This is a genomic window from Pseudomonas sp. LB3P58, from assembly GCF_054897895.1.
The window spans coordinates 3142556-3168280 of record NZ_JBUBVE010000001.1 but is presented as its reverse complement, the minus strand read 5'-3'; the positions used below and the strand labels follow the sequence as shown (position 1 = coordinate 3168280).

Sequence of the window (25725 nt, the reverse complement as noted above, 5' to 3'; positions counted from 1 at the left end):
TCGACAGGCACAACAAGAACGTGACGAGAGTGGAGTTGATGATGAGCGCATACAAAATTGCTGCGGTTCCAGGTGATGGTATCGGTGTAGAAGTGATCGCCGCAGGCGTCGAGGTGCTGCAAGCCTTGTCGACAAAGTCCGGCTTCGAACTGGATTTCAAACACTTCGACTGGAACTCGGACAACTACCTTAAAAACGGCTACTACATCCCGGAAGGTGGCCTGGAAGAGCTGAAAACCTTCGACGCCATTTTCTTCGGTGCTGTCGGTGCGCTCAACGTACCGGATCACATTTCGCTGTGGGGCCTGCGTCTGCCGATCTGCCAGGGCTTCGACCAATACGCCAACGTGCGCCCGGCTCGCGTGCTGCCAGGGGTGAAAAGCCCGTTGCTCAATGGCGATCAGATCGACTGGGTCGTGGTGCGTGAAAACTCCGAGGGCGAGTACTCCGGCAACGGCGGTCGTGTCCACCGGGGGCTGCCCGAAGAAGTCGCCACCGAAGTGTCGGTGTTCACCCGTGCCGGGGTCGAGCGCATTCATCGTTTCGCCTTCGAACTGGCGCAAAGCCGTCCGCGCAAGCACCTGACCATGGTCACCAAATCCAACGCCCAGCGTCATGGCATGGTGCTGTGGGACGAGATCTTCTACGAAGTCGCCAAGGACTTTCCGGACGTCAGGATCGACAAGGAACTGGTCGACGCCGTGACCACGCGCATGGTGCTCAAACCGTCGACGCTGGACGTGATCGTCGCCACCAACCTGCACGCCGACATCCTGTCCGATCTGGCTGCGGCGTTGTCCGGCAGCCTGGGCATCGCGCCGACCGCCAACCTGAACCCCTCACGCAAATTCCCCTCGATGTTCGAGCCGATCCACGGCTCGGCCTTCGACATCACCGGCAAAGGTGTCGCCAACCCGATTGCGACGTTCTGGACGGCGGCGATTATGCTCGAACACCTGGGCGAAGCGGCGGCGGCGAAGCACCTGATGTCGGCCATCGAGGCGGTGACCGAGAGCGGTCTGCATACCCCGGATCTGGGCGGCACGGCCACCACCCGCCAGATCACGGATGCGGTCATCAAGTTGATCAAACGCTGATTCAAGCTGCGGCACAACGCCAAGGGGCTGATCACCGGTCAGACCCCTTGGTATTTCCTGACAACAATAAAAAATCAGGGCCCTGTCATGAAAAGAATATTCGGCAAACTTTACGTACAAGTGCTCATCGCTGTGATCCTCGGCGCCATCGTCGGGGTGTTCGTGCCCGAAACCGGAACAGCGCTCAAACCCTTGGGCGACGCGTTCATCAAACTGATCAAAATGCTCCTCGCCCCGGTGATCTTCCTGACGGTGGTCACGGGCATTGCACGCATGGAGAACATGAAGGAGTTGGGGCGCGTCGGCTTTCGTGCGCTGATCTATTTCGAAGTGGTGTCCACCCTGGCGCTGGTCGTCGGCCTGGTGGTGGTCGACGTGTTCAAACCCGGCGCCGGCATGAACATCGATGTCGCCACACTGGATACGTCCAGCCTGGCCACCTACACCAGCGCCGTGAAGCATGCGTCGTTCATGGACTTTGTGATGAACATCATCCCCGACACCATCGTGGATGCCTTCGCCAAGGGCAACGTGCTGCAAATATTGCTGTTCTCCATTCTGCTGGGCATTGCCCTCGCGCATGTCGGGCCTCGTGCCAAGGTGTTCGTCGACACGCTGGACAGCCTGATGCAGGGCATGTTTCGCATCGTCAACATGGTCATGCGTCTGGCACCCATCGGCGCCTTCGGGGCGATTGCCTTCACCATCGGCAAATATGGCTTTGGCTCGCTGTTCTCACTCGGCAAGCTGATGGCCTGTGTCTACCTGACCTGTGCTGTGTTCGTGATTTTTGTGCTGGGCCCGATCTGCCGCTACAGCGGATTCAGCCTGTGGAAGTTTCTGAAATTCATCAAGGAAGAACTGTTCACTGTCCTCGGCACCAGTTCTTCGGAATCGGTGCTGCCGCAGATGATTTCCAAGATGGAAAAGGCCGGCGTTTCCAAACCGGTCGCGGGCCTCATCATTCCCTCGGGCCTGACCTTCAACCCGGACGGGCAGGCGATCTATTACACCATCGCCGCCATCTTCATCGCTCAGGCCACGAACACACCGCTGACCCTGACGGATCAGTTGATTGTCCTGGCCGTGCTGATGTTTACCTCCAAGGGCTCTGCCGGTGTCACCGGCTCGGGATTCATCATTCTGGCAGCGACGTTATCGTCCCTTGGCACCATTCCGGTGGCGGGCATGGTGCTGCTGTTGGGCGTCGACCGGTTCATGTCGGAGGCGCGCGCGATCACCAACACCATCGGCAATGGCGTCGGGACAATGGCCATTGCCAAATGGGTCGGGGCGCTGGACACCGTGAAAATGCACAAGGCGTTGAATGGTGAGGTCGAAGGGGAGAAGCCCGCGACGGCTCAGGCAGAGGTTATTTCTGCTCATTCAGCGCCTGGTTAACTGAGCGTGTTCAAAGTTTGTAGCCGATCTGCCGCAACAGGTTCTTGCGCCACAGGATGTCTTCCTCGCCTTCAATGCCACGGGCACAGTAGCCATCCACCACGCCCAGAATCGCTCGTCCTTGGTCCGTCTCGGCAAGAATCACTTCAGTCGGGTTGGCCGTTGCACAAAAAATGCGGCACACCTCCGGCACCATTTTGACGGCGTTCAACACGTTTACGGGATAGAAGCCATCGTCGAGGAAAATGATGAAGCTATGGCCTGCGCCGATGGCTTGGGCATTATTCCGGGCCAATTCGATCATGGCGGTGTCGGTGCCAGACCAGCGCACCAGGCATTTACCGGAGGCTTCGCAAAAGGCCACGCCAAAGCGGATACCTGGTACGGCATTGACCAACGCTTCGTGGATGTCCTCGACGGACTTGATGAAGTGGGTCTGACCGAAAATGAAGTTCGTCGCTTCCGGTTTGTCGATTTTCAACGTGATGAGTTGCATTTTGAACGCCTCCTCTAGAACTTCGCATAGTTCAACGCATCGACAATGGCCGAGCCGCCGATACCGGTCAGCGACAGCAGCAGCGCCCTGATCAGCGGGTCTTCCGAGTAGCGTGAGAACGACCCGGTATTGAACGTCGCGACCCGCTCGCGGATCATCTTGAACTTGGTGTAACAAGGCGTTGTTTCGGGTGTTTGCAGCAGATAGGCGTCGAGCCGTTGCAAGGCAACGGTGCGGGCCTTTTCCGCTGCGCGTCGCAGTGATAGCGCGGAGATGAGCAGTACCAGCGCCGTCAGCAGGTAGGAAATGATCAGGCTGGGCGGTGTCGGCCAGTTATCGAACAGACTGCTGCGCGACGCCAACAGGATCAACAAGACCACGGTCGGCGCATAGATCAGACGGTTAACGGCCGAGGTGCGCTTGGCGATCAGTTGCAAATCCACCCATTCATCGATGCACGGGTGCCGGAGCATGCCAAAGGTTTTCTTGTGCTCCATCTGCAAGCTGCCCGGCCAGATCGCGTGATGTTCGCTGAGATGGCGTATGAACCGCGTCAGCAGCAGGTTGGCATCCACGACCCAGAACACCAGCACCTGGAACGTCAGGGAGGGGATCAGCCAACTGATCATCCACCACATCGATGCGCCGCGAACGGGCATGCCCTCCATGGGCCAGATCACAAACAGCACGCTGGTGACCACGACGTAAACCCACGTGGCGAGCATGGCCCGCAGCATTCGGGCGCCGAAGGAGCCGCAGACGCAGTGCTCACCCCAGAAGCGAGCAATGACGATCATCTTGCGCCCGTCCGTGCAAGCGGCCTGTGCCGGTGCGCAGGACTTTGACCATTCGTCGCTGGCGGTCAGTAGCGGGAAGAAAATCTTCAGCAGGCAGTGCCCCAGTTCGTTGCACCAACGACGCAATGGCCAGCCTTTGCCCCGGCGAATCAAGCGTCGAACCTGTCCCCACAAGGTCATCTCGTATTTGCGCATGTGCAGGCGCAAATGGTACGCGGCTTCGATCTCGGTCCGGTTGATGCGCAGGTTGCGCCAGCCCCATGCCAACGCCGAGAGCGATATCAGCACGGCCAGCAATCGCAGTGCCACGGTGGGCCAGGCACTGATGCCTTCAAACAGGAACATCGGCTCACCCAGTCCGTTGTCCGTCAACGTGCTGCGCATCTGGTACGCCAGCATCAGCGCGAGGATGAACATGACAAGAGGGACCACGATGTACCACGCCCGGGAGTCGTATAAACCCGTGCTCATGCTGGCTGTCGAGTCCTTGGCCATCGCCAGTTGCCTCGCGGAGCGTCGGGTCAGGTTCGACGAGATGATACCGAGCAATATCAGCACGAACGTGAACCAGAGAAACTCCGCATGCCAGAACCGAGTGGCGATGAATGCGCAGGCCGCCGCCACCATAAACAACGTCATCGGCACGCCGCGAACCCAGGCCAGCCGTGCGTCATGGTCATCTTTCGGGCCCTCGATGCGCCACCAGACGATGAACCCGGCGAGTATCAGCAGGGTGATCGTCAGTGGCCCGGCCCAGTAGAAGGATTGGGCTTGCTTGAAACGGTCGCGGATGGATTTGGAGGGTTCAGGGTAGGGCGGTGGCGAGGGGTCTTGGAGGCAACGCAGCGCCATCAGGTCGTGCGGACGTACGCCTCGATCGGACTGCGATTGGGTCGGTGCCTCGCAACTTGCCGGGCGTGAAGCGGTCAGCCGGCTCGCCAGGGGAATGAAGCCGCTGATCCCCACTTCGTAGATGCCCGGCGAGAGCAGCTCCGATTTGGAGTAGTCGAACTTCGCGCGCTTGGCGTCGAAGGATTGCGGCGCCAGTGCCGCCAGCACCGAGATGAACACCGCACTTTGCAGGCTGTCGCGAAACGGCGGCACGTCCTGTTGCAGGGCGCGGGTCAGGGTGAGTCCGTAGGGGGCGGCGAGTATCAGGTTGCGTGTGGTTTGCGCCTGACCCCGTTGCAACATGCGGGCATCGAGGTCGGTGGAAAAGTACAGTTTGTACGGCATCCGGCTCTTTAGCGCTTGCAGCACCAGGAGCTTGTCGTAGGCATCGACGCCCAGAACGCCAATCGCGCCGATGCCGCTTTCGCCGTTGCGTCGATAGGCCGCGTCCTCATTGGCGATATGGTCGGCGAGGCGCCGCAGGTAGTCGAGCTGGGAGTTGCCGTCGGATTTCTCCAGCGGACTGAGATCGAGTTGGGTGGGGTCTTTGTTTTTACCGGGATCGGCACTGACGCTCTTGTCGTTGCTCGCGGATTCTTCCGGGAGGCGTCCGTCCAGGCCGCGTAGATAGCTGAAGCGCAAAATCCACTGGTCGACCACATCCCTATGGTTTTTTTCGTCGCTGCCCAGGCGGGCATCCTTGGCCACCTGTGTCTTGAAGCTTTCGATCAGCGCGCGGCTGTAGAAACTGTCCCACTCGGAAATCAAAGCGATGCGGTTGCCGCTGCGACGAAGATCGCGGGTACACGGTGAGCCGATCCGTTGCAGTTTGCCTTCGCTGCAACGCACGCCCGTGGCCGGGTCCACGCGGCGCAGCTTCAGCTCTTCCAGCATCAGTTGCGTCATGGTGCCGTCGTCGCTGACGGTGCGCAGCAACTTCATGGGTTGCCTGATCGCAAGCGGCGGCGACAGCTTCTGGTACCCGCGATCCAGCGTCTCGTTATCGGCCGTGGCCAGCGGTGAGTAGATTTCGACCTTCGGTGTGGCCTGGCCGATGTCCTGGTCCTGGAACATGTCGCGCAGGACGGTTGAGGTAGAAGGGCCGATGACCTTCAGGACAGCCGTGTCGGGTGGCTCGGAACACGGTTTCGGAGCGCACGCCAAAGCAATTTTATTTTTCAGGGTATCGCGTAACGTTTCGAGCAACTGCAGCGGCGTTGAGCCGAGCGCGTCCTGTTTGAACCAGAACACGATCGTTCGGTCAGGCGGCGGTGGCGCGCCTTCAAGGGCTGTCGGTGGATCGAAGGGGTTGGAGACGAACACTTCATAGGGGGCGTCGACGAAACCGCTTTTCTGCGGGGGATCCAGCGACAGGTTGGCGGCGAGTCTCAAGCAATGGATGTACTGTTCCTGATCCGGCACCCGGTGGGAATTCTTGAACCCTGCCAGCAGCGCATAACGAATGCGTCGGCGCCGTTCTACTTCGTCGGCGTAAGGGCCGCCTTCGGCCAGCGCCACCATGATGTCGGGAGCCGGTTTGTCTCCGGACAGGGGAGAAATATCCGGGCTGCAGACATTTTCGGCATCCGGGTTCTTGCTGTCCGTGAGCTTCTTGCGATAACGCTCGACCGCATCGAAAGGGTCTTGCCATAACCGGGCTTCGATGGGCAGTTGCGCCTGGAACTGTGCACCGATCGGCCGCGGTTCAAGGAACGGTTCGCGGTTGAGGGCGAACATCGATACCACCAGACTCAGGATGACCGCACTGCCTGGCAGCCAGAAGGCCAGGTTAGTGCCAGAACCCTTGTTGTCCATGGCCTGTGCCTCTTGTTCTCGGCCAACTGATTACAGTTATGTATAGACCCAATAAGAGGGTTCAGTGCAAAGTCAGTGGCGGTAAAATCCGTCATGCCACCTTTAAGGTCAAAAGAAGCCGCCACCATGCACACCATCGGACTCATCGTTTACCCCGGGTTTCAGGTGTTGGGCCTGGCCATGTGCGCCACGTTCGAGTTGGCCAACATGGCCACTGACGAACCGGCGTACAACATTGCCTTGCTGTCCGAGCGCGGCGGTACGGTGCAGACCTCCGCCGGGTTTGGCGTGGAAACCTCGGCGTTCGACCAGCGCTCGTTCGACACGCTACTGGTGCTGGGCGACAACCTGATCCGTCCGGTATCACCGGGCATGGTGGCGTTCTTGCGCAACGCCAGTCGGACCACCCGGCGTCTGGGCTCGATCTGCACCGGCGCCATTGCGCTGGCCGAGGCCGGTTTGCTGGACGGTCGGCGGGCGACCACGCACTGGTGCCATGCACCGGCGTTGCAGAAGGCGTACCCGAAGGTGAAGGTCGAGGAAGACCGGATCTTCATCAACGATGGCAATATCTGGACGGCTGCGGGCATGAGCGCTTGCGTCGATCTGGCACTGGCCCTGGTTGAAAGCGACCTGGGCGCGGAGGTGGCGCGGCGGGTGGCCCGGCAATTGGTGATGTACCACCGGCGTGCGGGAGGGCAGTCGCAGTTTTCGGTGATGCTCGAACTGGAGCCCAAGACCGATCGCATCCAGGCCGCGTTGGCCTATGCCAAGCAGAACCTGAAGTCCGCGCTGTCGGTCGAGGAACTGGCCAGCGCCGCCAACCTCAGCCCTCGGCAATTCAGCCGTGTGTTCCATGCCGAAACCGGTCAATCACCGGCCAAGGCTATCGAAAACCTGCGGGTGGAGGCGGCGCGTCTGATGATGGAAACCGGTCGGCACCCCATCGACGTGGTGGCGACCGATACCGGTTTTGGCGATCGGGAGCGGATGCGTCGAGCGTTTATTCGTGCATTTGGCCAGCCACCGCAGGTCATTCAGCGAGCCAATCGCGGGTGATGCTCAGGATGTCCTAAAAGGTGGTGTATTCGACATTTCGGCCTAAATATTATTGGCGTAATTTTGATCTTGTTGAAATCCACTCCCTCAATGAGATCACCGTCATGACCCTCGTAAAAGCCGCCGCCGTACAAATCAGCCCAGTGCTCTATAGCCGTGAAGGCACCGTCGACAAAGTGGTGCAGAAGATTTTCGAACTCGGTGAGCAGGGCGTGCAGTTCGCCGTGTTCCCGGAAACCATCGTGCCTTACTACCCGTATTTCTCGTTCGTTCAGTCGCCTTTCGAAATGGCGGCTGAACACCTCAAACTGCTGGATCAGGCCGTCACTGTCCCTTCGGCGGCCACCGAGGCCATCGGCGCCGCCGCCAGACAGGTCGGCATGGTGGTTTCAATCGGTGTCAACGAACGTGACGGCGGCACGCTGTACAACACGCAGTTGTTGTTCGATGCCGACGGCACCCTGATTCAGCATCGCCGCAAGATTTCCCCGACCTATCACGAACGCATGATCTGGGGCATGGGCGACGGCTCAGGCCTGCGCGCCACCGACAGCGCGGTTGGGCGCATCGGCCAACTGGCCTGCTGGGAACATTACAACCCGCTGGCCCGTTACGCCTTGATGGCCGATGGCGAACAGATCCATGCGGCGATGTATCCAGGATCGTTTGCGGGGCCGTTGTTTGCTTCACAAATGGAAGTCAGCATCCGCCAGCATGCATTGGAGGCGGCCTGCTTCGTGGTCAACTCCACGGCTTGGCTGAACCCTGAGCAACAGGCGCAAATCATGGCCGACACCGGTTGCCCCATCGGCCCGATTTCCGGTGGTTGCTTTACCGCGATCATCAGCCCGGATGGTGTGGTGCAGGGCTCACTGACCGAAGGCGAAGGCGAAGGCGAGGTGATCGTCGACCTCGACATGAGCTTGATCGACAAACGCAAACGCATGATGGATTCGCGCGGTCACTACAGCCGCCCGGAACTGCTGAGCCTGCTGATCGACCGTACACCAACGAGCCATGTGCATGAACGCAGTGCACATCCGAAATTGGCGGTGACCGATACCGTGGAAGAACTCAGTCGTTAAACGGCAGATACAAAAAAGGGGACTCTGGAAGTCCCCTTTTGCTCGCCTGGTCTTACAGTTCCATACCCAAAAAGATCAGCGTGTTGCCATGTGCCTCAACCGCTGCGCGCTGGTTGTAGCTGTCGCGGTGCGAGCAGTTGAAGCCATGTTCGGCTTCCGGATACACGACAATTTCCACGTTATCGTTGGTATCGAAACGCTCGGCGATTTTCTCCACGGCTTCCAGTGGGATGTGGCTGTCCTGTTCACCGAAGTGCATCAGCAGCGGCACTTCGATTTCATCGGCCCGGTCCAGCTGATTCTGGATTCCGCCGCCGTAATAGGCGATGGCCACGTCCACCAGCCCATTGGCGGCGGTGTGGTACGAGAGCAAACCACCGAAGCAGTAACCAATCGAGGCGATCCCGCCGTCCAGACCCGGCTGGGCTTTCAAGGCGTCGATGGCCAGTTCGATATCTTTCTGCGCCTTGCCGACGTCGGTGGCGTTCATCAACTCGACGGCGCGTTTCCAGCCGGTCTCGTCGTAACCCAGTTCGATCCGCGCGCCGCTGCGCCAGAACAGGTCCGGTGCGATGACCAGGTAGCCGTCGGCGGCGTATTGTTCGGCGACCGAGCGAATGTGTTCGTTCACGCCAAAGATTTCCTGGATCAACACGATCCCCGGGCCTTTGCGGGTGTGCGGAATGGCCAGGTAAGCGCCGAATTTACCGTCGGCGCTGTCGATCTCGATCCATTGGGTGGTCACGCTCATGGTGGCTCCTGTCTTCGCATGTGAGTTGGGTGAAGCTGGTTGGGGCTGTCAGTCGTCGATGCTGGGTTCTTGACGTTATCGAGCCCCTGGCGCTTCAGCGGTTATCGCGACGCCAGAAGACTCGAGCCAGCAGCGCATCAAGGCTAAGCTTGCCGGCACCCGAGAGCAACAGCGGCATAAAGGCCGCGAGGTAGATCAGCGGCAGTTTGAAGTTGCCATGACCTTTATTGCTGATGGCGTAACCCTGGGCAAGCTCACTCAATGTAGACCAATCGGCCGGCCAGTGAACGGCGGCGGTCGCGACAACCGTGACCACGATCAAAATGATCGCCGAGATCCGCGTTCCCAGGCCGACCAGTATGGCCAGGGCGCAGATCAGTTCGGCCCACATCGACAGTTCCCAGTTCAGCGTGGCCGGCACGTGGTTGAAGGGGAACGGGAAGCTGGCCTGAATATCGGCGAACCAGTTTTCGCCATTGAATTTTTCCAGGCCTGATTCGAAGAACTCCCAGGCGAGGAACACCCGCAGGGTCAGCGGCGCAATCCAGCTACCGGCACGGTCGAGGTTCAGGTGCAGGCCTTTCACGGCCGATGAGAGTGAGGTGGTCATGGGCTTGATCTCCGTTCAGTCAGGGAAGTGGGGCAACGCGGTGCCCCATGCAAAGGGTTACTCGCTGGCGCCGCACTTGCCTTCGCCGCATTTACCTTCCGCCGGTTTTTCTGCCGTGTCGGCCTGGACCTGGCTGTAGCCGTGGGCCAGTTGTTTCATGGTGAATGCTTCGGACTCGGAGGCCGAAGCCACGTTGGACAGGGCCAGGCCGCCAGCGATGATCAGGCCGAGGGTCAAAGAAGAAGTCGAGAGCTTGAACATGGTGATACTCCGTAGCATTGAGTGAGTTGAGCGCTTTGATCGGCGTGGCCAATCGACAGGCACAGTTCATCAAGCAGGTGTATCTGCGATGTGTCTTTGGCGTGGGGTTTTAGAGGCGGGGTGTGTCGGAAGGGGCGCTGTACACACTGTGATACAGGATACAAAAACCGTATTGACGAACCCCCTGTAGGAGCTGCCGAAGGCTGCGATCTTTTGACTTTGATTTTAAGAACAAGATCAAAAGATCGCAGCCTTCGGCAGCTCCTACAGGGGGACCAATTCGGATTTTGCCGGTACAAAACTGTGATCCGGCCTCGACCGCTGGCGTCTAGCGTCTGTGTCCCCGCAATCCCATGGGGCGTGACTTCGGAACCCGGCATGCAAGCGCTGTTGAACGAGATCCTTGACGCAGTACGTCCCCTGATCGGCCAGGGCAAGGTGGCTGACTACATTCCCGCTCTCGGTACGGTGCCAGCCGATCAACTGGGGATCGCGGTGTATGGCAATGACGGCGAACTGTATTGCGCCGGCGATGCCCATACGCTGTTCTCGGTGCAGAGCATTTCCAAGGTGTTCAGCCTGGTGCAGGCCATCGGACACTCCGGCGAAGCCATTTGGGAACGCCTGGGTCACGAGCCTTCCGGCCAACCGTTCAATTCGCTGGTGCAACTGGAATTCGAGCGCGGGCGCCCGCGCAATCCCTTCATCAATGCCGGTGCGCTGGTGATCTGCGACATCAACCAGTCACGCTTTGCCGCGCCGGCACTGTCCATGCGCGATTTTGTCCGTCGGCTGTCCGGCAACCCGCAAGTCATGGTGGACGGCAAGGTCGCCGAGTCCGAATACCAGCATCGCGCGCGTAACGCGGCGATGGCTTATCTGATGCAGTCTTTCGGCAATTTCCACAACGATGTCGAAGCAGTACTGCGCAGTTACTTCAGCCATTGCGCGCTGCGCATGAGCTGCGTGGATCTGGCGCGGGCGTTCTGTTTTCTGGCCAATGACGGTTTCTGCAAACACAGCGGCGAACAGATCCTCACCGCCCGCCAGACCCAGCAAGTCAATTCGATCATGGCCACCAGCGGCCTCTACGATGAAGCCGGCAACTTTGCCTATCGCGTCGGTTTACCCGGCAAGAGCGGTGTGGGCGGAGGGATTGTCGCGGTGGTGCCGGGGCAATTCACGGTGTGCGTCTGGTCACCGGAGTTGAACGCCGCCGGCAACTCCCTCGCGGGCATGGCCGCGCTGGAGTTGCTGAGTCAGCGGATTGGCTGGTCGGTGTTCTAGTCAGAGCGGCAACGCTTCGACCCGGCTGCGCAAACACGCCAGCGTTTCATCGTCCAGCACCGTGGTGATGTCCAGGTGCTCTTTTGCCTGGAAGAGATTCATCGCATCCCGGGTCTGTTTGCCGACAATGCCGTCGACGGAGCCGGGATGCCAGCCCAGGTACGTCAAGTAGGTTTGCGCCATACGAATTCTCAGGTCCGGCGTCCCGCCATAGGAGAACTTCTGATACGCCGCGCTGAGCCGCGCGTCGTAGTTGTTGATCGCGTAGTTGGGGCCGTTGTAGCGGCGTGCAAAGTTGGCCCAGTCCTTGGCCCGTAATGCCGCGACTGACCCGCCTTCGATCAGCGTGCCAACGGTGCACAGCAGTTGTTGGTTTTCGGACACGACCATCCGCTTGATCATCGTCTCGACATCCGCCGAATTTGTCTGCGCAAAATTGAATCCCATGATCTGCCCCAGGCCCCACGATGTACTTTGCAAGGCTGCGTTCCTGTTCAGGCCGACGGCCAGGTTCAGACGGTCATATTGATGCGGCCCCGTTGCACCATAGTTGCCGGGGGTTTTGCTGCTGATATCCGGGTGTTGCGCGTCAAACTTCTGCTGGGTCAGCCGACTGAATACGTGGCGTTCGTAAAGGATTTTCGGACGGCGATCGGGATAGAACCCGTTGCCGGAGGTTTCTACTGCCAAAACAGCCCAGAGTTGCGCGGCACTGACTTTGGCAAGGTCCAGCGCAGCCGCCAGACCTTCATCGTCAAGGGCCGCTCCATGGCTTGTGAATTCATCGCTCATGACGGCCTCCTTGGAAAACAGGAAACGCTGATGTACCTCTTTTAGCGTAGGAGGGCCGGGTGCAGGGCCGTCGGGTTTTCGATCACCGGTCAGGCGTGCGGTTAATGACGCTCCAGGGATTTTGCTATACATTTTCCGGCCGCCCACTGCATGGTGAAACCGCTTCATGTCTCTTGCGCTCGAACGTCTAGTCGCTGGCACGCCTATCCCTTTCGCCGGGAATCGTGTCTCTGTGGTCAGCCCCGAATTGGCCGCGCGCTTTCAGCCCGGGGACCATTTGCTGGTGGAGCAGGTCAGCGGCGAATTGTTGCTGATTCCGGTGGCTGACCAGCAAGCGGCGGCCATCGCAATCGAGCGGGCCGAAGCGGCGTTCAGCGCAATGTCCGCGATTTCCGATCAAGCCATCAGCGAGTTCTTTGATCGTTTCGCCCAACGCTTGGAAAACCCTGACTGCTGGGCCCTGATCGAAGCCGCCAACCTGGCCGACATCGAGCGGGCCAAGGCCCGTGGACGCTCCACCACGCGGCTTCTGGCGGATGAACGCATGCGTCGCGACATGATCGCCGGCCTCAGGGCCTGGCGCGATGCGTCGGCCACGCGCGGCAAAGTGGTCAGTTGCGTCGAGCATGACGGCTGGAAAGTCGAGCAAGTGGTCTCGCCCCTGGGCATCGTCGCGTTCGTCTTCGAAGGCCGGCCGAACGTCTTCGCCGACGCCGCCGGTGTGTTGCGCACGGGTAACACCGCGGTGTTGCGCATTGGCAGCGATGCGTTGGGCACGGCGCAAGCCATCGTCACCCACGCGCTGAATCCGGCGCTGAGCGACGCCGGGCTGCCGACCGGTGCGGTATCGCTGGTGGAAAGCGTCAATCACGCGGCCGGTTGGGCGATGTTCGCCGACCGGCGCCTGTCGCTGGCGGTGGCCCGTGGTTCGGGTCGTGCCGTCAGTCAATTGGGCAGCATCGCCCAACAGGCCGGCACTGCCGTCAGCCTGCACGGCACCGGTGGCGCCTGGCTGATCGCTGACAAGGACGCCGATGCCCAGCGCTTTGCCGCGGTGGTGCGCAACTCGCTGGATCGCAAAGTCTGCAACACGATGAATGTCTGCCTGATTCACCGTGACCGTGTCGCAGAACTGCTGCCGCTGTTCCTCGACGCGCTGCAACAGGCAGGCACCGCACGCGGTCAGGGCTGCAAATTGCACATCGTAGAAGGCAGCGAGCCGTACTTGCCGGCCGATTGGCAGACCGCCAGCGTTGAGGTGTACCGCGCCGAAGGCTATCAAACCGAAGCGTTGGCCGAACCGCTGCCCGAGGATCAGTTGGGTCGCGAGTGGGAATGGGAAGAAACCCCGGAAGTCAGCCTGAAGATCGTCGATGACCTGGACAGCGCCATCGCGTTGTTCAATCGCTATAGCCCGCAGTTCACCGTGTCATTGATCAGTGAAGATGCCTCGGCTCAGGAACGCTTCTACAGCGCGGTCAACGCACCTTTTGTCGGCAACGGGATTACCCGCTGGGTCGACGGACAGTACGCGCTGAACAAGCCGGAACTGGGGCTTTCGAACTGGGAGAGCGGTCGCCTGTTTGCTCGCAGCGCGATTCTCTCGGGAGATGGGGTGTTCACGATCCGCAGTCGCATGACCCAGACGGATCTGTCGGTCAAACGCTGATCCAGCGCCACGACCCCAGTCAACGGCCGCACTATACTTAATGTGCGTCCGTATGGGCGTGGCGAGCACTCCAAAACGAATCAGATGTCCATAACGCTCGCCTGAGCGTCAAGGCTGCACAGCCAATGGACGGGCAGTGCATCTGATGACGGAGAGAGGGTTACACCATGAAACTTCATTCCTTTCAACAATACTCTCATGATCTGGAAAGGGGCGTTCACGACACGTGGATTACCGCCAGGGTGAAGTCAGCCTTGGCAATGGATGAACCCAGCCTTGGCCTGCAAATCCATGTCAAAACCCACGGAGGCACGGTGGCATTGAGCGGCCGCGTCAACACCCATAAACAGTGTGAGCAGGCTGTAGCTCTGGCCCGTTCGGTTCAGGGCGTCGTCGACGTCGATGCCAGAGACTTGCTGACTCACGTGTTCACACCAGGCAGCATTCCAGAACCCCCCAACGCTGAAGAGGCCCCTGAAATTCGGCCTCAATCGTCAACAAAGATGGACGATAAATAACCCGGTCGATCGTTTCAGTGCAGTGCTCCCGTGAGCCGGGAGCGCTGCGTCGATCGTCTATCTGCCAATGGATACACACTTCAGGCTGCTGCTTCTACGGATCGGGCTTGAAGGGCGCAGGTGTCCGGATACTCGGCGAGCGCCACAAAACGGTGGCTGTTGGCATCCAGGGCGTCAATCGAACCGGTCTCGATGTCGTAAACCCAACCATGCAAATTCAACAGGCCTTTCTCCTGAGCCAGGCGCACGCTCGGATGCGTCTGGATATTGGCCAGTTGCGCGATGACATTCTCCCGAACCATTGAACTCACCTTCGCCGCTTCATTGGCATGAGGGCGGGATTCGTTGATGACTTTCGCTGACTCGGCGTGTTGCAACCAGCCGCTGACGGCGGGCAGGTGGTCCATGCATTTGCATTTGGCAACGGCGGTCATGGCGCCGCAGTCCGAGTGCCCGCAGATCACAATGTCGGTGACGCCGAGCACTGCGACCGCGTATTCGACCGTGGCCGACACACCGCCGGGGTGAGGGCTGTAAGAGGGCACGATATTGCCGGCATTGCGGATCACAAACAGTTCACCGGGTTCTTGTTGGGTCAGCAGTTCCGGCACAACACGGCTGTCGGAACAGGTGATGAACAGCGTGCCCGGATGCTGGGTGGTGGCCAGGTGTTTGAACAGGTCGGTCCGTTGCGGAAAGGCGTCTTTCTGGAACTTCAAAAAACCTTCGATGAGCGCTTTCATTGCGATGTCCTCATGGGTGAGTCGGGTTTAGCCCGCACAGCAGTGCGGGCCGGTATTCACTTAGAAAGGACGCAGTGGCAGGAACTTGCCATCGAGGGTAATCACTGCGCGGGAGCCGCCTTCCGGGTCTTCGACTTTCTTCATGTCGAGCTTGAAGTTGATCGCACTGATGATGCCGTCGCCGAATTGCTCATGAACCAGGGCTTTCAAGGTGGTGCCGTAAATCTGGATCATTTCGTAGAAGCGGTAGATGGTCGGGTCGGTCGGGACACCCGAGAGGCTGCCGCGCAACGGGATGATCTGCAGGCGGGCCACGGTGTCGGCGTCCAGGTCGAGTTTTTCGCCAATCACTTTGGCGGCGCTTTCCGGCAGCGGGTGCTGACCGAGCAGGGCGGCGGTGACGTAGGCCAGACCGAGGCCGGTGCCGTCGGTCAGGTCCTGCCAGGACAGGTTTTTGCGCGCTTTTGCATCGAGGAGCGACGTGGTCAGGGCCAGGCTTGGGTCGTTGTAAGCGTGGGACTGTTGCATGGTGTTTCTCCTGTCGGGAGTGATGTTGCTTGGGTGTGGAGCAATCTTCTGCCGATTGATCCATAGCGTCCAAGACCGATATACAATGCAGCGCATAAGCACGGCCTATAGATGGTGGTTCCCCATGCTGCTCCGACATTTGCGCTATTTGCTGGCGGTCGCCGACCACGGCGGTTTCACCCGCGCCGCCGAGGCGCTTCACGTTTCGCAGCCGACCCTGTCCCAACAGATCCGGCAACTGGAAGAAACCCTGGGTGTCAGCCTGTTCGACCGCACCTCGCGCACGGTGAAACCCACCGATGCGGGCGAGGCCTACATCGAATGTGCTCGTAGGGTGCTGGTAGAACTGGAGGCGGGAAAACGTGCGCTGCATGACGTAAAGGACTTGTCCCGCGGCACCTTGCGGCTGGCCATGACCCCAACGTTCATGGCGTACCTGGTGGGGCCGCTGGTGCGTGATTACGTGGCGCGGTATCCGAACATCCATTTGCAGATTTTCGAGCTGTCGATGGATGACATCGAGGCCGGTCTGGTGGATGACTCACTGGACATCGCCATCGCGTTTACCCAGGTCAGAAATGCCGACATCGAGTCGATCCCGGCGTTTACCGAGACGTTGGGCGTCATGGTGGGGCGCGATCACCCGTTATACGAAAGCCAGGTCGCGTTGTCCGCGCAAGAGGTCGCGCAACTGGAATTTGCGCTGCTGGCCCCGGACTTCGTTACCCGCACACGCATTGATGAGTACTTTGCTCAGGAGCAAATCACGCCGAAAGTGGTGATCGAGGTCAACTCGGTGAGCACCTTGCTGGAAGTCATTCGGCACACGGCCATCGCCACCATCCTTCCGGAACCCATTGCCACCAAGGACCGGGCGTTGCGCAAAATCCCGTTGTTGGGGGAGTCGCCCAGGCGAGGGGCCGCGCTGCTTCGACGCAAAAACAACTATCACAGTGCAGCGTCGGTGGCTTTTATGGAGCTGGTGTTGGGTGCGGCTGCAGGTGAGTCGACGACGTCAGTCTTCTATTAATTGGCACACACCATTGGGCGCCTTGCCCGTGGAGGACACCGTGACCGAGTCGTCATCGGAGAGGAGGATCGAGATGACGACGCCCGAACCCTTGGCTTCGAATCGGCGATCGTCAATGGCTTTGGTCTCGGCTTCCTTGCTGTTGATCAACACCGGTCCGTCCTGATCCGCGTGGACGATGATTTTGCCGGGGCAGTCCGCATCGAACAACGGAATGCCGGTGATGCTGTTTGCATGGGCAGCACTGGCGATTACGAGTAACAGCAAGCCTGTCAGTTGTATGTTCATCACAAACCTCCAATGATCCAGTGAGCACGGTTAACGATAGCGTTGTTTGGTGCGCACGAGACAAACAAAAAGGCCCCGCTCAATGTGACGAGCGGGGCCTTTTTATGGATGGGGTGTGGAGGTATCAGTAGAACCGGTCAATCACCCGAACTTCGTTCTGGTTCTGCATCGAGGCCCAGGCCTGTTTCAGCGTCTGCAGAACATTACCGATGAAGTCCTTGTCAGCCGCGGCTTTCTTGCCGACATAGCCTTGGCCGCGACGGTACATCTTCAGTCGGGCGAGCAGGTTCTGGTTGTTCTTGTCGAACTCCGCTTCATCAGCGTGCATCGACAGGCAGTCGATATGCACCTGGCCCGACTTGCTGATCCACAGAATATGGCTGTCATGGCTGTCTTTTTGTACAGCGAACAGATGAGCCAGTTCATCGATAGTGGGTTGATTGTTCAGATTCATAGTAAGCCCCTTGACCATTTGGTGATCTTTCAAAGTTGATTCGCTAATACAGGTAGCCCATCGGTTAGTTGATCCCTGGCACCGAAACCAGGACGTCAGCGGTCGGCCGCCAAATTGACGGGGTCCCGCGTCTGTTGCATGTAGTCGTGTTGAATAACTGCTACGCAATAGCGTCACAACGAGGAGAAGCGGCGAAAACCTTCTGGCCACTGCCGACGTTTTCAGGGTCGACCACAAGCTTCATGAGGATTGATCGCCAGCGCTTCTCGTCCTTGTACTGGACGTTCAGGCCAGGTCAGCTTCTTCAATCTGCCTTGTGGGCAGCGTGTATCCGGGAAAAACAGCTCGGCGGTCAGACGAGCTTGCTCAAACGTGTTGCCTGTTCTCCCGATCGGGGAGATGTCTGCATCATGCAAGGGCAAATCGGAGGCGTCAACGGTTTTGTAGTGATTATTTTTGGTCACTACATATTGTCGGACAAAGTCGTTTGGAATTAAAAAGCGGAAGGGGAAAGCGCCAGTCAGGACGCTGGCAACGATGTCTGGAATCGGTAAACGGTGCAGGGATAACCGTCTACTGGCAGCTGATGCAGGGTGAACTCGCCATGGGTGAGATCGGTCAAGACCCGGGCCCAGAACCGCCGCGCAGGCTGATTCGCGTCGAGGTGGAAAATTTGCCATTGACCGGGGAACCGGCTCAAGAGGGTGGAAACGACAAACTTCGCGACGCCTTGGCCACGAAAGCGTCGACTGACAAAGAAGTAGCCGATGTTGTACTCGGCGCCGTGAGTATGGGTTTCATCATCCACCGTCACGAAGCCGGCCAATTCTCCGTCGACCTTGATCAGAAACGGCTTGGTTGCGGGTTTTCGCCAGTAACCTGGTTTGGGCTGGGCGTTGAAGAAGCCATGCTCACCGAGCTTCAGCGGCAGCCACTCGCTGAAGTCATACATGTAGAACTGCATCAGGTTTTCAATCGTTTCCAGTTCGTCGCGCTGGACGGCGTGCAGTTCGATCAAGGGCATGTTGATAGCTCCTGAGGTGCAGGCCATCCGTGGCCCGGACGTGTTCACTCAGTGGGGGGCGAAATCGTATTTCCCACCTGTTTGCAGAGCAGCTTGATAGGCCGGACGAGCCTGAAAGCGTTCAATCCAGGTCGCTATATGAGGATAGTTGCCGAGCTTGCCCTGGGCTCTGGCGATCTCGCCGATAAAACTCATCTGGATGTCGGCGGCGCTGAACTCATCGCCCAGCAGGTAATCGGACTGGCTCATAGCCGTGTCGAGGTAGCCCAGGTAGTTGGCCACCTCCGAGTTGATCCGCGGATGCAACGGCGCGCCGGCTTCACCGAGACGCCCTACGTACAGGTTCAACATCAGCGGCAACATCGCCGAGCCTTCGGCGAAATGCAGCCACTGCACGTATTCGTCATAGGCGGGGGTGGATGGATCGGGTTGCAGGCGACCGTCGCCATGACGGCGAATCAGGTAGTCGATGATCGCCGAGGACTCGATCAGCTTCTGCGCGCCGTCTTCGATGACCGGTGATTTACCCAGGGCATTGATCGCTTTCAATTCGGGCGGTGCCAGGTTGGTCTTCGGGTCACGCTGATAGCATTTCAGCTCGTAAGGGATGGCCAGTTCTTCCAGCAACCAGAGAATCCGCTGGGAACGGGAGTTGTTCAGGTGATGCACGATAATCATGGTTGATGCCTTCTCAGAAAATGGGGCTGCCGCCGGGCTTGAAGAACACTAGACCCTTTTGGCTCGCTTGAAGTGCCCTCAAGCCTTGCTCGCCGGTTTTGCCGCGCGTTTGGTGCCCGTCGAGGGCTTGCGTTTGGCGGGCTTGCGTTTGTTTTTCCACGGTGTGGCACCGCGCCCGGCGGGGCTTGCCGGTCCGCTGATGGTCAGGCTCAGGCCGGCGCAACGGGCGACCTGTTTGCTCATCCACGCGGCTTGCTTGGTGACGAATTCTTCCAGGCTCATTTCACCACTTTGCACCATGTCCAGCGCCTGCTCCCAGATCGCCGTGGTCCCAGGGTCGGCGATGGCACGCGGCACCGCGTCGATCAGGCTGAACGCGGCCGGGGTGGCGGCCAGGGCCTTGCCGTTCTTGATCAGATAACCACGGTCGAGCAGGCCCTGGATGATCGAGGCGCGGGTCGCTTCAGTGCCGATGCCGGTGGTGTCCTTGAGTTTCTGCTTGAGCAGGGGATCTTCCACCAGTTTGGCGACGTTCTTCATCGCCTTGATCAGATCGCCTTCGGTGAACGGTTTGGGCGGTTGCGTCCAGAGGTCCTTGAGCTTCACGTCGGCCACTGCGCAGTCACGTCCTTCGGCCAATGCCGGCAGCGTTTGCGGCGCCGGTGCTTCGCGGCCCTTGGCTGGGGCGAGGGCCTCGGGCAGGGCGCGTTTCCAGCCGGGCTCGACGATCTGCTTGCCGACGGCCCGCAAGGCTTCACCGGCGCAGTCGAAGTCGGCCTGAGTCCGGTCGTATTCATGGTTGGGCAGAAACTGCGCCAGATAACGCGCGCGGATCAGGGTATAGACCGCCCGCTGCTTGCCTGCCAGTCGCTCGAGGTTTTTCGCTGCAGCGGTGGGGATGATGCCGTGGTGCGCGCTGACCTTGGCATCGTTCCAGGCCCGTGAGCGGCGCTGAGGCTCCAGGAAATCGTTCAAGGCGTTCAGTGCCGGATCAGCCTGCCTCAGCGCGGCCAGAATGCCCGGTGCTTCGCTGTGCTGACTCACGGGCAGATAACCGCAGTCGCTGCGGGGATAGGTGATGACCTTGTGGGTTTCGTACAACGCCTGGGCAATGTCGAGGGTTTCCTGGGCGCCGAGCCCGAGCTTCCTCGAGCAGACTTCCTGCAAGGTGCCCAGATCGAAGGGCAGGGGGGCGACTTCGCGCATCCGCTCGGTGCGCAGTTTGATCACCCGGGCACTCGCCGCACTGCCAATCGCCGCCGCTGCTTGCTGCGCCAACGCCTGATTCAGGCAGCGATCCTGATCGTCGCAAACTTCGGAGGCTGCACGCCACTGGGCGGTGAACGTGGTGCCGTCGTGCAGCAGTTGCACATCGATGGCCCAATAGGCGACCGGCACGAAATCGGCGATGCTGCGGTCGCGATCCACCACCAGGCGCAGGGTCGGCGTTTGCACCCGACCGACCGGCAAAACGCCCTGATAACCGGACTGACGCCCCAGCAGTGTGAACAGCCGACTCATGTTCATCCCGATCAACCAGTCGGCCCGGGAGCGCCCGAGTGCCGAATGGTAAAGGCTAAAGGTCTCGGCCCCCGGCTTCAGGGCTGCCAGCGCTTTGCGGATCGACGCATCGTCCAGCGCCGACAGCCATAGCCGCTGGATCGGCCCGCGATAACGGCAATGCTCCACCAGTTCCCGAGCGATCATCTCGCCTTCACGGTCGGCGTCGGTGGCAATCACCAATTCATCGGCCTCGCCGAGCAGTCGCTTGACCGCTTTGTATTGGCTGGCCGTGCGCGGTTTGACGGTCATTTTCCACTTCTCTGGAATGATCGGCAGATCCGCCAGCACCCAGCGCTTGTAACGCGCGTCATAGGCGTCCGGCGGTGCGGTTTCCAGCAGATGGCCGATGCACCAGGTCACCGTGACGTCCGTTCCCAGCCAGCAGCCGTCGCCACGACGCCTGGCGCCGAGCACGGCCGCAATGTCTTTGGCCTGGGAAGGTTTTTCACAGAGGTACAGCCGCATAACCACCATCGCTCATCAACTGTCGAGAGGCGGACAGAATGGCGGCTGATGAGCGATGGGGCAATCTTTATCTGTATGGATGTACAGTCTGTGCGTTGCGAATGATTGCCGAGGGTGATTGATCCCAGTCGGGAGTGAAGCGGCTCGTCGGCCGGACAGCGACCGACGGCCCGCGTTTCTACTTGGACTTGGACTTGGGTTTGGTCTTGGCTTTGGCTTTAGTTGCTTTGGCTCCCCTGGACCGGGTGGATCGTGCGCCGACTGGCGCGGGTGGAGGAATCATTCGCTGCGCCTGGAAAGGCGCCTGCCCCACCGGTTGTGCTGTTACCAGCGACTGCTCAAGTCGTTGGAATGATTCGGTGGCGGAGGCCTTCGCGGCCAGTTGAATGGTGGCGTCCTTTTTCGACAGCAGGGAGTCCATCAGGGTTTCAAACTCGGCGGCCATTCGCCGGTAAGCGGGAGCGTTCAAATGCAGTTCATTGATCCAGTCATCGTCGCTGATGAGCTCCCGTAGATCCAGGTAGTAAACGTCTGTATGGCTGTCGGCAACGGACTTCAGCATCACATTGAGCTTATCGATAAAGTCGGCAACGATTTTGCGTTGAACGACCGGGTCAAGGATGTTTTTACGAGTCAGGGATGGCCGGATCCAGGGGCCGATGAAACGGTAGTTGCCAATATTGACCACACCTTTACCCGTGGGAATGGCCCGGCCATATCCATGGAAAATGATTTTGACCTTCGGGTGTGCGGTCTTCACACGTTTGATCATGTTCTCGTAAGCACCTTTGAACACCGTGTTTATGACGTAATCGACATAGCCGGTGCGCATAAGGTCGGGTGGTGATGAGTCGGCGTGATTGAGGAACGCCGCGAACTCATCACCGGCAATATCGTTACCCGCGGCGGAGAACAGGAAGAAAGTCGGTTTGGTGCTTTTTATTTCGGCAAGCACCTCGGCAAATTCCGGAGTCTTGCGGGTCCAGGCACCTTCCTTGAACTCAGTCCCGTAGACCATGTTTTCCAGAGTGTCGCCACCGGTAGCGAAGTTTTTAATCTTGTAGCCGGACGTCAATTTCAGCCATTTGATGATGTCGACCCCCGGCAGGTAGTCGAACCAGGAATCGCCTTGGGCGACCACGTTCACGCCATTTGAACCAAAGAAAAATGCGCCGGCAGCTCCTGGGGGCATGGGTTGGCCTTCCTGCTCGTGTTGCCAGATCGCCAGATTGATTTTCGATAATGCGTCTTCACTTTCATAGTTCATGACGGCAGCCTTTTTTGTTGGATGGAACGAGCAAAGATCAGATCAGCGCCTGACCTGTATCAGGTGGTCCATACCTCCAAGGTGATGGCACCTTGATTGTTACGGCGCCGCGATAGAGCAACTTCCAAGCCCCCAACGGCGCAATAAGTGAATCGGGCATGTGCAGTCTCCGACGGCGGTGGGCGGGTCAGTAGTTCAGGTTAACCACCGGCCGGTCCAGCTTCCCGTCCGGCTCTCGCCTGAGAATGGTCAGCAAGGCGGCGGTAATGACGTTCACATCATTGTCGAACCCGCCGTGGGAGGTGTCCGCTTTGGTGCCCGCGCCGTAGTTCATTTGTGAATCGTTGAAGATGTGCAGGGTTTTCGCGAACGCTTCGGGAAGCCCACGACCCGTTGCGGCAAATCCGGTCGGAATGGTTTTTCCCCAGTAAAACTGGTTCCACTGTTCGGTCATGCTCTTGGCGGCAATGTTCCACTCCGTCACATCGGGATTGCTGAAGTCCTGGAAGTTCTTGTCCAGGCTCTTGGCCATGCCCAGCAGCGGCATGCGTTGCAGTTCTTCGTAGGCACGGGAAACGAGGTACAGCAGTGACTTGTGGTACACGCCGATGACGTTGTCATCCTGTTCGCGGTTGTCGGACATCATGTAGATGTGGAAGTCCTTGCGCTTGAGTCCTCCACCTTCGATGACTTTGCGGTAGGTCTGGTTGGCGAAATCGAGGGTGCAGGCCGGGGCCATCAGCGTCGACGTTTCGATGGCCAAACCTCTGGCTGAGAGCAGTTGAATCAAGTGGCCATTGATCAGGGACCCCGCGGAATGGCCGATCAAATGCAGCTCGACGTTCTTCTTGCCCATGTCGGCGACCAGGTTTTTCAGGTTCTCCGCCATTTCCACCAGCCCGCGCGGGGTAAAACCTGCGACTGAGGCCGCTTCGGCGTTCTGCTTCATCTGGCTCCACTGATCGCCACCGAGTTTTTTGGTGGCCAGTTCCACCGTTCGATCAAAGCCTTCCAGGGCTTTGTCCTTGAGGGTCTTCAACACATCGCTGATGCCGCCAGCCTCGGGAAACAGCCCCGGGAGGGCATCCTTGACGATGTCGGCAAACGTCTCCAGCGCCCCGGTTCGCCAGGTGACAAACAATGGATAGATGCCGTTTTCAAGAAAGTAGGGCGCCATCGCGCAGATTCGATTGATGGAGTCCTGCTCGGAATTGAGCCCGCCGTGGGCGATGACGGCGATGCGCAGCACGGCGGGTTTGTTGGCCGCCGGGAGCTTGTCGTACCAGGCGCGCGGTGACTCGTAGACGATTCGCTTGACGCCCGCGCGGACGTTTTCGACGTCGGTGAGGCGGGGGCCGATACTGCCGTTGTTTTCCATCACGATGGTCAGGCCATACGCCTGATCCATGGTCAACAGGGGAGGTCCTTTGCGAGCGGTATCGAGGGCACCGGCGGTGAACAGCGAGAAACCTTCGCGCTTGGCGCTGGAGCTCGACAGCGCGCTGCGAAACGCTGATTGAACATCGGTCCGGGAACGTGAAGGCCGCGCGTTGTGCGATAACGCGCCGTGTTCAATCGGCACACCGAGGGCCACGGTCCAGGCGTCGGTGCCATTGGCCAGCCAGTCCTCGAACGTCAGGATGGCGAAGCCCGAGAATCCCCAGTCGGTTGACCAGGAATTCTGCACGATGAAACCCTGACGGGTGTAGCCGATCAAGGCAAAGGCGTGACCGCCCTGGCTGGTTGTCGGCCATTTGATGACGGGCAGCTGAGACATGCTCTGGAACACCGCCGGCGGACGTTTTTTGCCTTTGGGCTGCATCAGTGCCCAGCCCTGATGCACATTGGCGGAAACGTAAAGCGCACCCGCTTCGTACAGCGCCGCCATCATGGCGGTGATGTCGTCTTTCTCGACGCGGTAGTAAACCCCCAGTGGCCGGGTCACGGCGTCTGTTGCCCAGTTTTCGGCGGGCGCTTCAAACGCCGGAACCGATCCGTCGGGCTTGACGGTATAGGGCCACAGTTCCTCCGCGCAGACGCCGTGCTTATGCCATCCCTTCAACGCGCCGCGACAACTGGAACCGGTGTAGTCCTCGCCTGGCCATTCGTCATAGAGTTTGGCCAGATGATAAAGCTGACGCGGGCTCGTCTTGATGGACGCCCGGTCCCGCAGCCACAACAGATAGTTGACCACCGCCGCCAGCCCGAACCCTGTGCACGCACCTTCGTTGCCTTGGTAGAGCACCAGGCCTTTACCCAGGTATGCGGAGAGTTCGGTGGCAATGTCTTTGTCGGCGGGCCAGGAGGGCGGCAGTGACTGGACCCGTGGGGTAAAAATACGATCGCGCAGGTCGAGGCGATCCGGACGGGCATCGAGGGTGATGATTTTCTGGTCGAGGGAAAACTGTGTGGCGGGCATGGTGAGACCCTCAGGTTTCTGAGACTCAAATCCCCACGCCATGCCACGACTGCCTGTCTGGGCAGCAGGGACGTCAACGGTTCTATTGATCGTAGACGATGTTTCACCGGCTCTGAGCGTTTGCCCGCTTATATCGGCATTTCGTTTTTGGCCTCGTCGGAGCGCCGCATCGTCCCGTTCGGCTGCGAAGCCGTCGTGAGCGCAAAATCTGGGTTATACCTGAAAGTCGTGGTCTCAGGTTTTGGGGCTGCTGTGCCGCCCACCGCGGGCAAGCCTCGTTCTCACAGGTTCATCACCGTCATGAGGAACGTATTTCATGAAAAGCACCGGTCCTAGTCCTGTCATCACCATTGCAGAGCAGCCAGGCTGCCTGCTTGTAAAGTTTCACGGTATTCAGGTGGCCGCTTCCGCACGGGCGCTGGTGTTGCTCGAGGCCAACTATCCTCCGGTGTATTACGTGCCGCGGGAGGACATCGATGAAAAATACTTTGCCCGCACCGACCACACGAGTTATTGCCCCTACAAGGGCGATGCCAGCTATTTCAGTCTGCAAGTCCCGGGACATGAGGGCGCTAACGCGGTGTGGAGCTATGAAGACCCCAAAGTGTCAGTCGATCAGATTCGCGGCTACATGGCGTTCTACCCCGATCAAGTCACGTTTGAGGTGCTCAAAGACGTCGAGTGAGGGGCGCTTTCCAGGCATCAACGAAAACGCCGCGCATGGGCGCGGCGTTTTA

The 25725-nt window shown here is 59.4% G+C and carries 24 protein-coding genes; 9 read left to right on the top strand and 15 right to left on the bottom strand.

The genetic code is table 11. The features are described 5' to 3' along the window. Nucleotides 1-41 precede the first annotated feature (41 nt). Together ACYZTZ_RS14615 and ACYZTZ_RS14610 are read left to right on the top strand one after the other, a co-directional pair. Complete coding sequence (locus tag ACYZTZ_RS14615; RefSeq protein WP_461998717.1) at nt 42-1097, top strand: tartrate dehydrogenase; 1056 nt, start codon at nt 42-44, stop codon at nt 1095-1097. A gap of 87 nt (nt 1098-1184) precedes the next feature. After that, on the top strand, nt 1185-2498 hold the full coding sequence (locus ACYZTZ_RS14610) for a dicarboxylate/amino acid:cation symporter (RefSeq protein ID WP_461998716.1): 1314 nt from the start codon (nt 1185-1187) through the stop codon (nt 2496-2498). 10 nt (nt 2499-2508) lie between these two features. On the opposite strand, the gene ACYZTZ_RS14605 is transcribed toward ACYZTZ_RS14610, so the two are convergent. Both ACYZTZ_RS14605 and ACYZTZ_RS14600 read right to left on the bottom strand, forming a co-directional pair. Next, a complete protein-coding gene (locus ACYZTZ_RS14605) occupies nt 2509-2994 on the bottom strand; it encodes an adenosine-specific kinase (protein ID WP_461998715.1) in 486 nt (161 codons plus the stop codon). Nucleotides 2995-3008: 14 nt separating this feature from the next. Then, nucleotides 3009-6497, bottom strand: a complete 3489-nt coding sequence (locus ACYZTZ_RS14600; protein ID WP_461998714.1) for a hypothetical protein — start codon at nt 6495-6497, stop codon at nt 3009-3011. Nucleotides 6498-6623: 126 nt separating this feature from the next. Here ACYZTZ_RS14600 and ACYZTZ_RS14595 point away from each other — a divergent pair, with 126 nt between their 5' ends. Further along, complete coding sequence (locus tag ACYZTZ_RS14595) at nt 6624-7556, top strand: GlxA family transcriptional regulator (RefSeq protein ID WP_461998713.1); 933 nt, start codon at nt 6624-6626, stop codon at nt 7554-7556. 104 nt (nt 7557-7660) lie between these two features. Next, complete coding sequence (locus tag ACYZTZ_RS14590; RefSeq protein ID WP_461998712.1) at nt 7661-8641, top strand: nitrilase-related carbon-nitrogen hydrolase; 981 nt, start codon at nt 7661-7663, stop codon at nt 8639-8641. A 52-nt stretch (nt 8642-8693) separates the two neighbouring features. Here ACYZTZ_RS14590 and ACYZTZ_RS14585 read toward each other — a convergent pair whose 3' ends face one another. The 3 genes from ACYZTZ_RS14585 to ACYZTZ_RS14575 form a co-directional block, all read right to left on the bottom strand. Beyond that, the gene (locus ACYZTZ_RS14585) at nt 8694-9392 is read right to left on the bottom strand and encodes a dienelactone hydrolase family protein (protein WP_046048965.1); all 699 of its coding nucleotides are present in this window, start codon (nt 9390-9392) and stop codon (nt 8694-8696) included. A 94-nt stretch (nt 9393-9486) separates the two neighbouring features. Beyond that, nucleotides 9487-10002, bottom strand: coding sequence for an HvfX family Cu-binding RiPP maturation protein (locus ACYZTZ_RS14580; RefSeq protein WP_461998711.1), 516 nt, complete (start codon nt 10000-10002; stop codon nt 9487-9489). A 57-nt stretch (nt 10003-10059) separates the two neighbouring features. After that, nucleotides 10060-10263, bottom strand: a complete 204-nt coding sequence (locus tag ACYZTZ_RS14575) for an HvfA family oxazolone/thioamide-modified RiPP metallophore (protein ID WP_461998710.1) — start codon at nt 10261-10263, stop codon at nt 10060-10062. A 378-nt stretch (nt 10264-10641) separates the two neighbouring features. Between ACYZTZ_RS14575 and glsB the strand changes: the two genes are divergently transcribed. Beyond that, nucleotides 10642-11550, top strand: coding sequence for a glutaminase B (gene glsB / locus ACYZTZ_RS14570; RefSeq protein WP_046048962.1), 909 nt, complete (start codon nt 10642-10644; stop codon nt 11548-11550). On the opposite strand, the gene ACYZTZ_RS14565 is transcribed toward glsB, so the two are convergent. Next, on the bottom strand, nt 11551-12342 hold the full coding sequence (locus tag ACYZTZ_RS14565; RefSeq protein ID WP_461998709.1) for an N-acetylmuramidase domain-containing protein: 792 nt from the start codon (nt 12340-12342) through the stop codon (nt 11551-11553). 166 nt (nt 12343-12508) lie between these two features. Between ACYZTZ_RS14565 and ACYZTZ_RS14560 the strand changes: the two genes are divergently transcribed. Further along, entirely contained in the window at nt 12509-14011 is a 1503-nt protein-coding gene (locus ACYZTZ_RS14560; protein ID WP_461998708.1) for an aldehyde dehydrogenase family protein, read from the top strand. A 167-nt stretch (nt 14012-14178) separates the two neighbouring features. Next, entirely contained in the window at nt 14179-14529 is a 351-nt protein-coding gene (locus ACYZTZ_RS14555) for a BON domain-containing protein (protein ID WP_461998707.1), read from the top strand. Nucleotides 14530-14609: 80 nt separating this feature from the next. On the opposite strand, the gene ACYZTZ_RS14550 is transcribed toward ACYZTZ_RS14555, so the two are convergent. Both ACYZTZ_RS14550 and cynS read right to left on the bottom strand, forming a co-directional pair. Then, nucleotides 14610-15272: a carbonic anhydrase gene (locus ACYZTZ_RS14550; protein ID WP_461998706.1), complete on the bottom strand. Its 663-nt coding sequence runs from the start codon at nt 15270-15272 to the stop codon at nt 14610-14612. Between the two features lie 60 nt (nt 15273-15332). Further along, on the bottom strand, nt 15333-15800 hold the full coding sequence (cynS, locus tag ACYZTZ_RS14545; RefSeq protein ID WP_046048957.1) for a cyanase: 468 nt from the start codon (nt 15798-15800) through the stop codon (nt 15333-15335). A gap of 124 nt (nt 15801-15924) precedes the next feature. Between cynS and cynR the strand changes: the two genes are divergently transcribed. Continuing rightward, on the top strand, nt 15925-16830 hold the full coding sequence (gene cynR / locus ACYZTZ_RS14540) for a transcriptional regulator CynR (protein ID WP_461998705.1): 906 nt from the start codon (nt 15925-15927) through the stop codon (nt 16828-16830). On the opposite strand, the gene ACYZTZ_RS14535 is transcribed toward cynR, so the two are convergent. From ACYZTZ_RS14535 to ACYZTZ_RS14505, 7 genes are all read right to left on the bottom strand, one after another. Next, nucleotides 16816-17118, bottom strand: a complete 303-nt coding sequence (locus ACYZTZ_RS14535; RefSeq protein WP_461998704.1) for a hypothetical protein — start codon at nt 17116-17118, stop codon at nt 16816-16818. The two genes, cynR and ACYZTZ_RS14535, sit on opposite strands and share 15 nt — an antisense overlap. Before the next feature lie 124 nt (nt 17119-17242). After that, nucleotides 17243-17572 carry a hypothetical protein gene (locus tag ACYZTZ_RS14530; RefSeq protein ID WP_461998703.1) on the bottom strand — a complete coding sequence of 110 codons (330 nt, stop codon included), beginning with the start codon at nt 17570-17572 and terminating at the stop codon, nt 17243-17245. Between the two features lie 520 nt (nt 17573-18092). After that, the gene (locus tag ACYZTZ_RS14525) at nt 18093-18596 is read right to left on the bottom strand and encodes a GNAT family N-acetyltransferase (RefSeq protein WP_461998702.1); all 504 of its coding nucleotides are present in this window, start codon (nt 18594-18596) and stop codon (nt 18093-18095) included. Between the two features lie 48 nt (nt 18597-18644). Beyond that, nucleotides 18645-19274, bottom strand: a complete 630-nt coding sequence (locus ACYZTZ_RS14520; RefSeq protein WP_461998701.1) for a glutathione S-transferase family protein — start codon at nt 19272-19274, stop codon at nt 18645-18647. Between the two features lie 78 nt (nt 19275-19352). Next, complete coding sequence (locus ACYZTZ_RS14515) at nt 19353-21302, bottom strand: DNA topoisomerase III (RefSeq protein ID WP_461998700.1); 1950 nt, start codon at nt 21300-21302, stop codon at nt 19353-19355. Nucleotides 21303-21480: 178 nt separating this feature from the next. Then, a complete protein-coding gene (locus tag ACYZTZ_RS14510; RefSeq protein WP_461998699.1) occupies nt 21481-22569 on the bottom strand; it encodes an SGNH/GDSL hydrolase family protein in 1089 nt (362 codons plus the stop codon). A gap of 187 nt (nt 22570-22756) precedes the next feature. After that, the gene (locus ACYZTZ_RS14505; RefSeq protein WP_461998698.1) at nt 22757-24988 is read right to left on the bottom strand and encodes a C1 family peptidase; all 2232 of its coding nucleotides are present in this window, start codon (nt 24986-24988) and stop codon (nt 22757-22759) included. A 316-nt stretch (nt 24989-25304) separates the two neighbouring features. On the opposite strand from ACYZTZ_RS14505, the gene ACYZTZ_RS14500 reads away from it, so the two are divergent. Beyond that, on the top strand, nt 25305-25673 hold the full coding sequence (locus tag ACYZTZ_RS14500) for a DUF427 domain-containing protein (protein ID WP_046048949.1): 369 nt from the start codon (nt 25305-25307) through the stop codon (nt 25671-25673). Nucleotides 25674-25725: the final 52 nt, after the last annotated feature.

What these genes read in the sequence shown, in the direction of transcription:
- ACYZTZ_RS14520 (WP_461998701.1), bottom strand. Translation starts at nt 19,274, where the DNA reads ATGATTATCGTGCATCACCTGAACAACTCCCGTTCCCAGCGGATTCTC.
- ACYZTZ_RS14595 (WP_461998713.1), top strand. Translation starts at nt 6,624, where the DNA reads ATGCACACCATCGGACTCATCGTTTACCCCGGGTTTCAGGTGTTGGGC.
- ACYZTZ_RS14575 (WP_461998710.1), bottom strand. Translation starts at nt 10,263, where the DNA reads ATGTTCAAGCTCTCGACTTCTTCTTTGACCCTCGGCCTGATCATCGCT.
- glsB (WP_046048962.1), top strand. Translation starts at nt 10,642, where the DNA reads ATGCAAGCGCTGTTGAACGAGATCCTTGACGCAGTACGTCCCCTGATC.
- ACYZTZ_RS14585 (WP_046048965.1), bottom strand. Translation starts at nt 9,392, where the DNA reads ATGAGCGTGACCACCCAATGGATCGAGATCGACAGCGCCGACGGTAAA.
- ACYZTZ_RS14510 (WP_461998699.1), bottom strand. Translation starts at nt 22,569, where the DNA reads ATGAACTATGAAAGTGAAGACGCATTATCGAAAATCAATCTGGCGATC.
- ACYZTZ_RS14555 (WP_461998707.1), top strand. Translation starts at nt 14,179, where the DNA reads ATGAAACTTCATTCCTTTCAACAATACTCTCATGATCTGGAAAGGGGC.
- cynS (WP_046048957.1), bottom strand. Translation starts at nt 15,800, where the DNA reads ATGCAACAGTCCCACGCTTACAACGACCCAAGCCTGGCCCTGACCACG.
- ACYZTZ_RS14500 (WP_046048949.1), top strand. Translation starts at nt 25,305, where the DNA reads ATGAAAAGCACCGGTCCTAGTCCTGTCATCACCATTGCAGAGCAGCCA.
- ACYZTZ_RS14600 (WP_461998714.1), bottom strand. Translation starts at nt 6,497, where the DNA reads ATGGACAACAAGGGTTCTGGCACTAACCTGGCCTTCTGGCTGCCAGGC.
- ACYZTZ_RS14515 (WP_461998700.1), bottom strand. Translation starts at nt 21,302, where the DNA reads ATGCGGCTGTACCTCTGTGAAAAACCTTCCCAGGCCAAAGACATTGCG.
- ACYZTZ_RS14610 (WP_461998716.1), top strand. Translation starts at nt 1,185, where the DNA reads ATGAAAAGAATATTCGGCAAACTTTACGTACAAGTGCTCATCGCTGTG.
- ACYZTZ_RS14505 (WP_461998698.1), bottom strand. Translation starts at nt 24,988, where the DNA reads ATGCCCGCCACACAGTTTTCCCTCGACCAGAAAATCATCACCCTCGAT.
- cynR (WP_461998705.1), top strand. Translation starts at nt 15,925, where the DNA reads ATGCTGCTCCGACATTTGCGCTATTTGCTGGCGGTCGCCGACCACGGC.
- ACYZTZ_RS14615 (WP_461998717.1), top strand. Translation starts at nt 42, where the DNA reads ATGAGCGCATACAAAATTGCTGCGGTTCCAGGTGATGGTATCGGTGTA.
- ACYZTZ_RS14530 (WP_461998703.1), bottom strand. Translation starts at nt 17,572, where the DNA reads ATGAATCTGAACAATCAACCCACTATCGATGAACTGGCTCATCTGTTC.
- ACYZTZ_RS14590 (WP_461998712.1), top strand. Translation starts at nt 7,661, where the DNA reads ATGACCCTCGTAAAAGCCGCCGCCGTACAAATCAGCCCAGTGCTCTAT.
- ACYZTZ_RS14605 (WP_461998715.1), bottom strand. Translation starts at nt 2,994, where the DNA reads ATGCAACTCATCACGTTGAAAATCGACAAACCGGAAGCGACGAACTTC.
- ACYZTZ_RS14565 (WP_461998709.1), bottom strand. Translation starts at nt 12,342, where the DNA reads ATGAGCGATGAATTCACAAGCCATGGAGCGGCCCTTGACGATGAAGGT.
- ACYZTZ_RS14560 (WP_461998708.1), top strand. Translation starts at nt 12,509, where the DNA reads ATGTCTCTTGCGCTCGAACGTCTAGTCGCTGGCACGCCTATCCCTTTC.
- ACYZTZ_RS14550 (WP_461998706.1), bottom strand. Translation starts at nt 15,272, where the DNA reads ATGAAAGCGCTCATCGAAGGTTTTTTGAAGTTCCAGAAAGACGCCTTT.
- ACYZTZ_RS14535 (WP_461998704.1), bottom strand. Translation starts at nt 17,118, where the DNA reads ATGAACATACAACTGACAGGCTTGCTGTTACTCGTAATCGCCAGTGCT.
- ACYZTZ_RS14580 (WP_461998711.1), bottom strand. Translation starts at nt 10,002, where the DNA reads ATGACCACCTCACTCTCATCGGCCGTGAAAGGCCTGCACCTGAACCTC.
- ACYZTZ_RS14525 (WP_461998702.1), bottom strand. Translation starts at nt 18,596, where the DNA reads ATGCCCTTGATCGAACTGCACGCCGTCCAGCGCGACGAACTGGAAACG.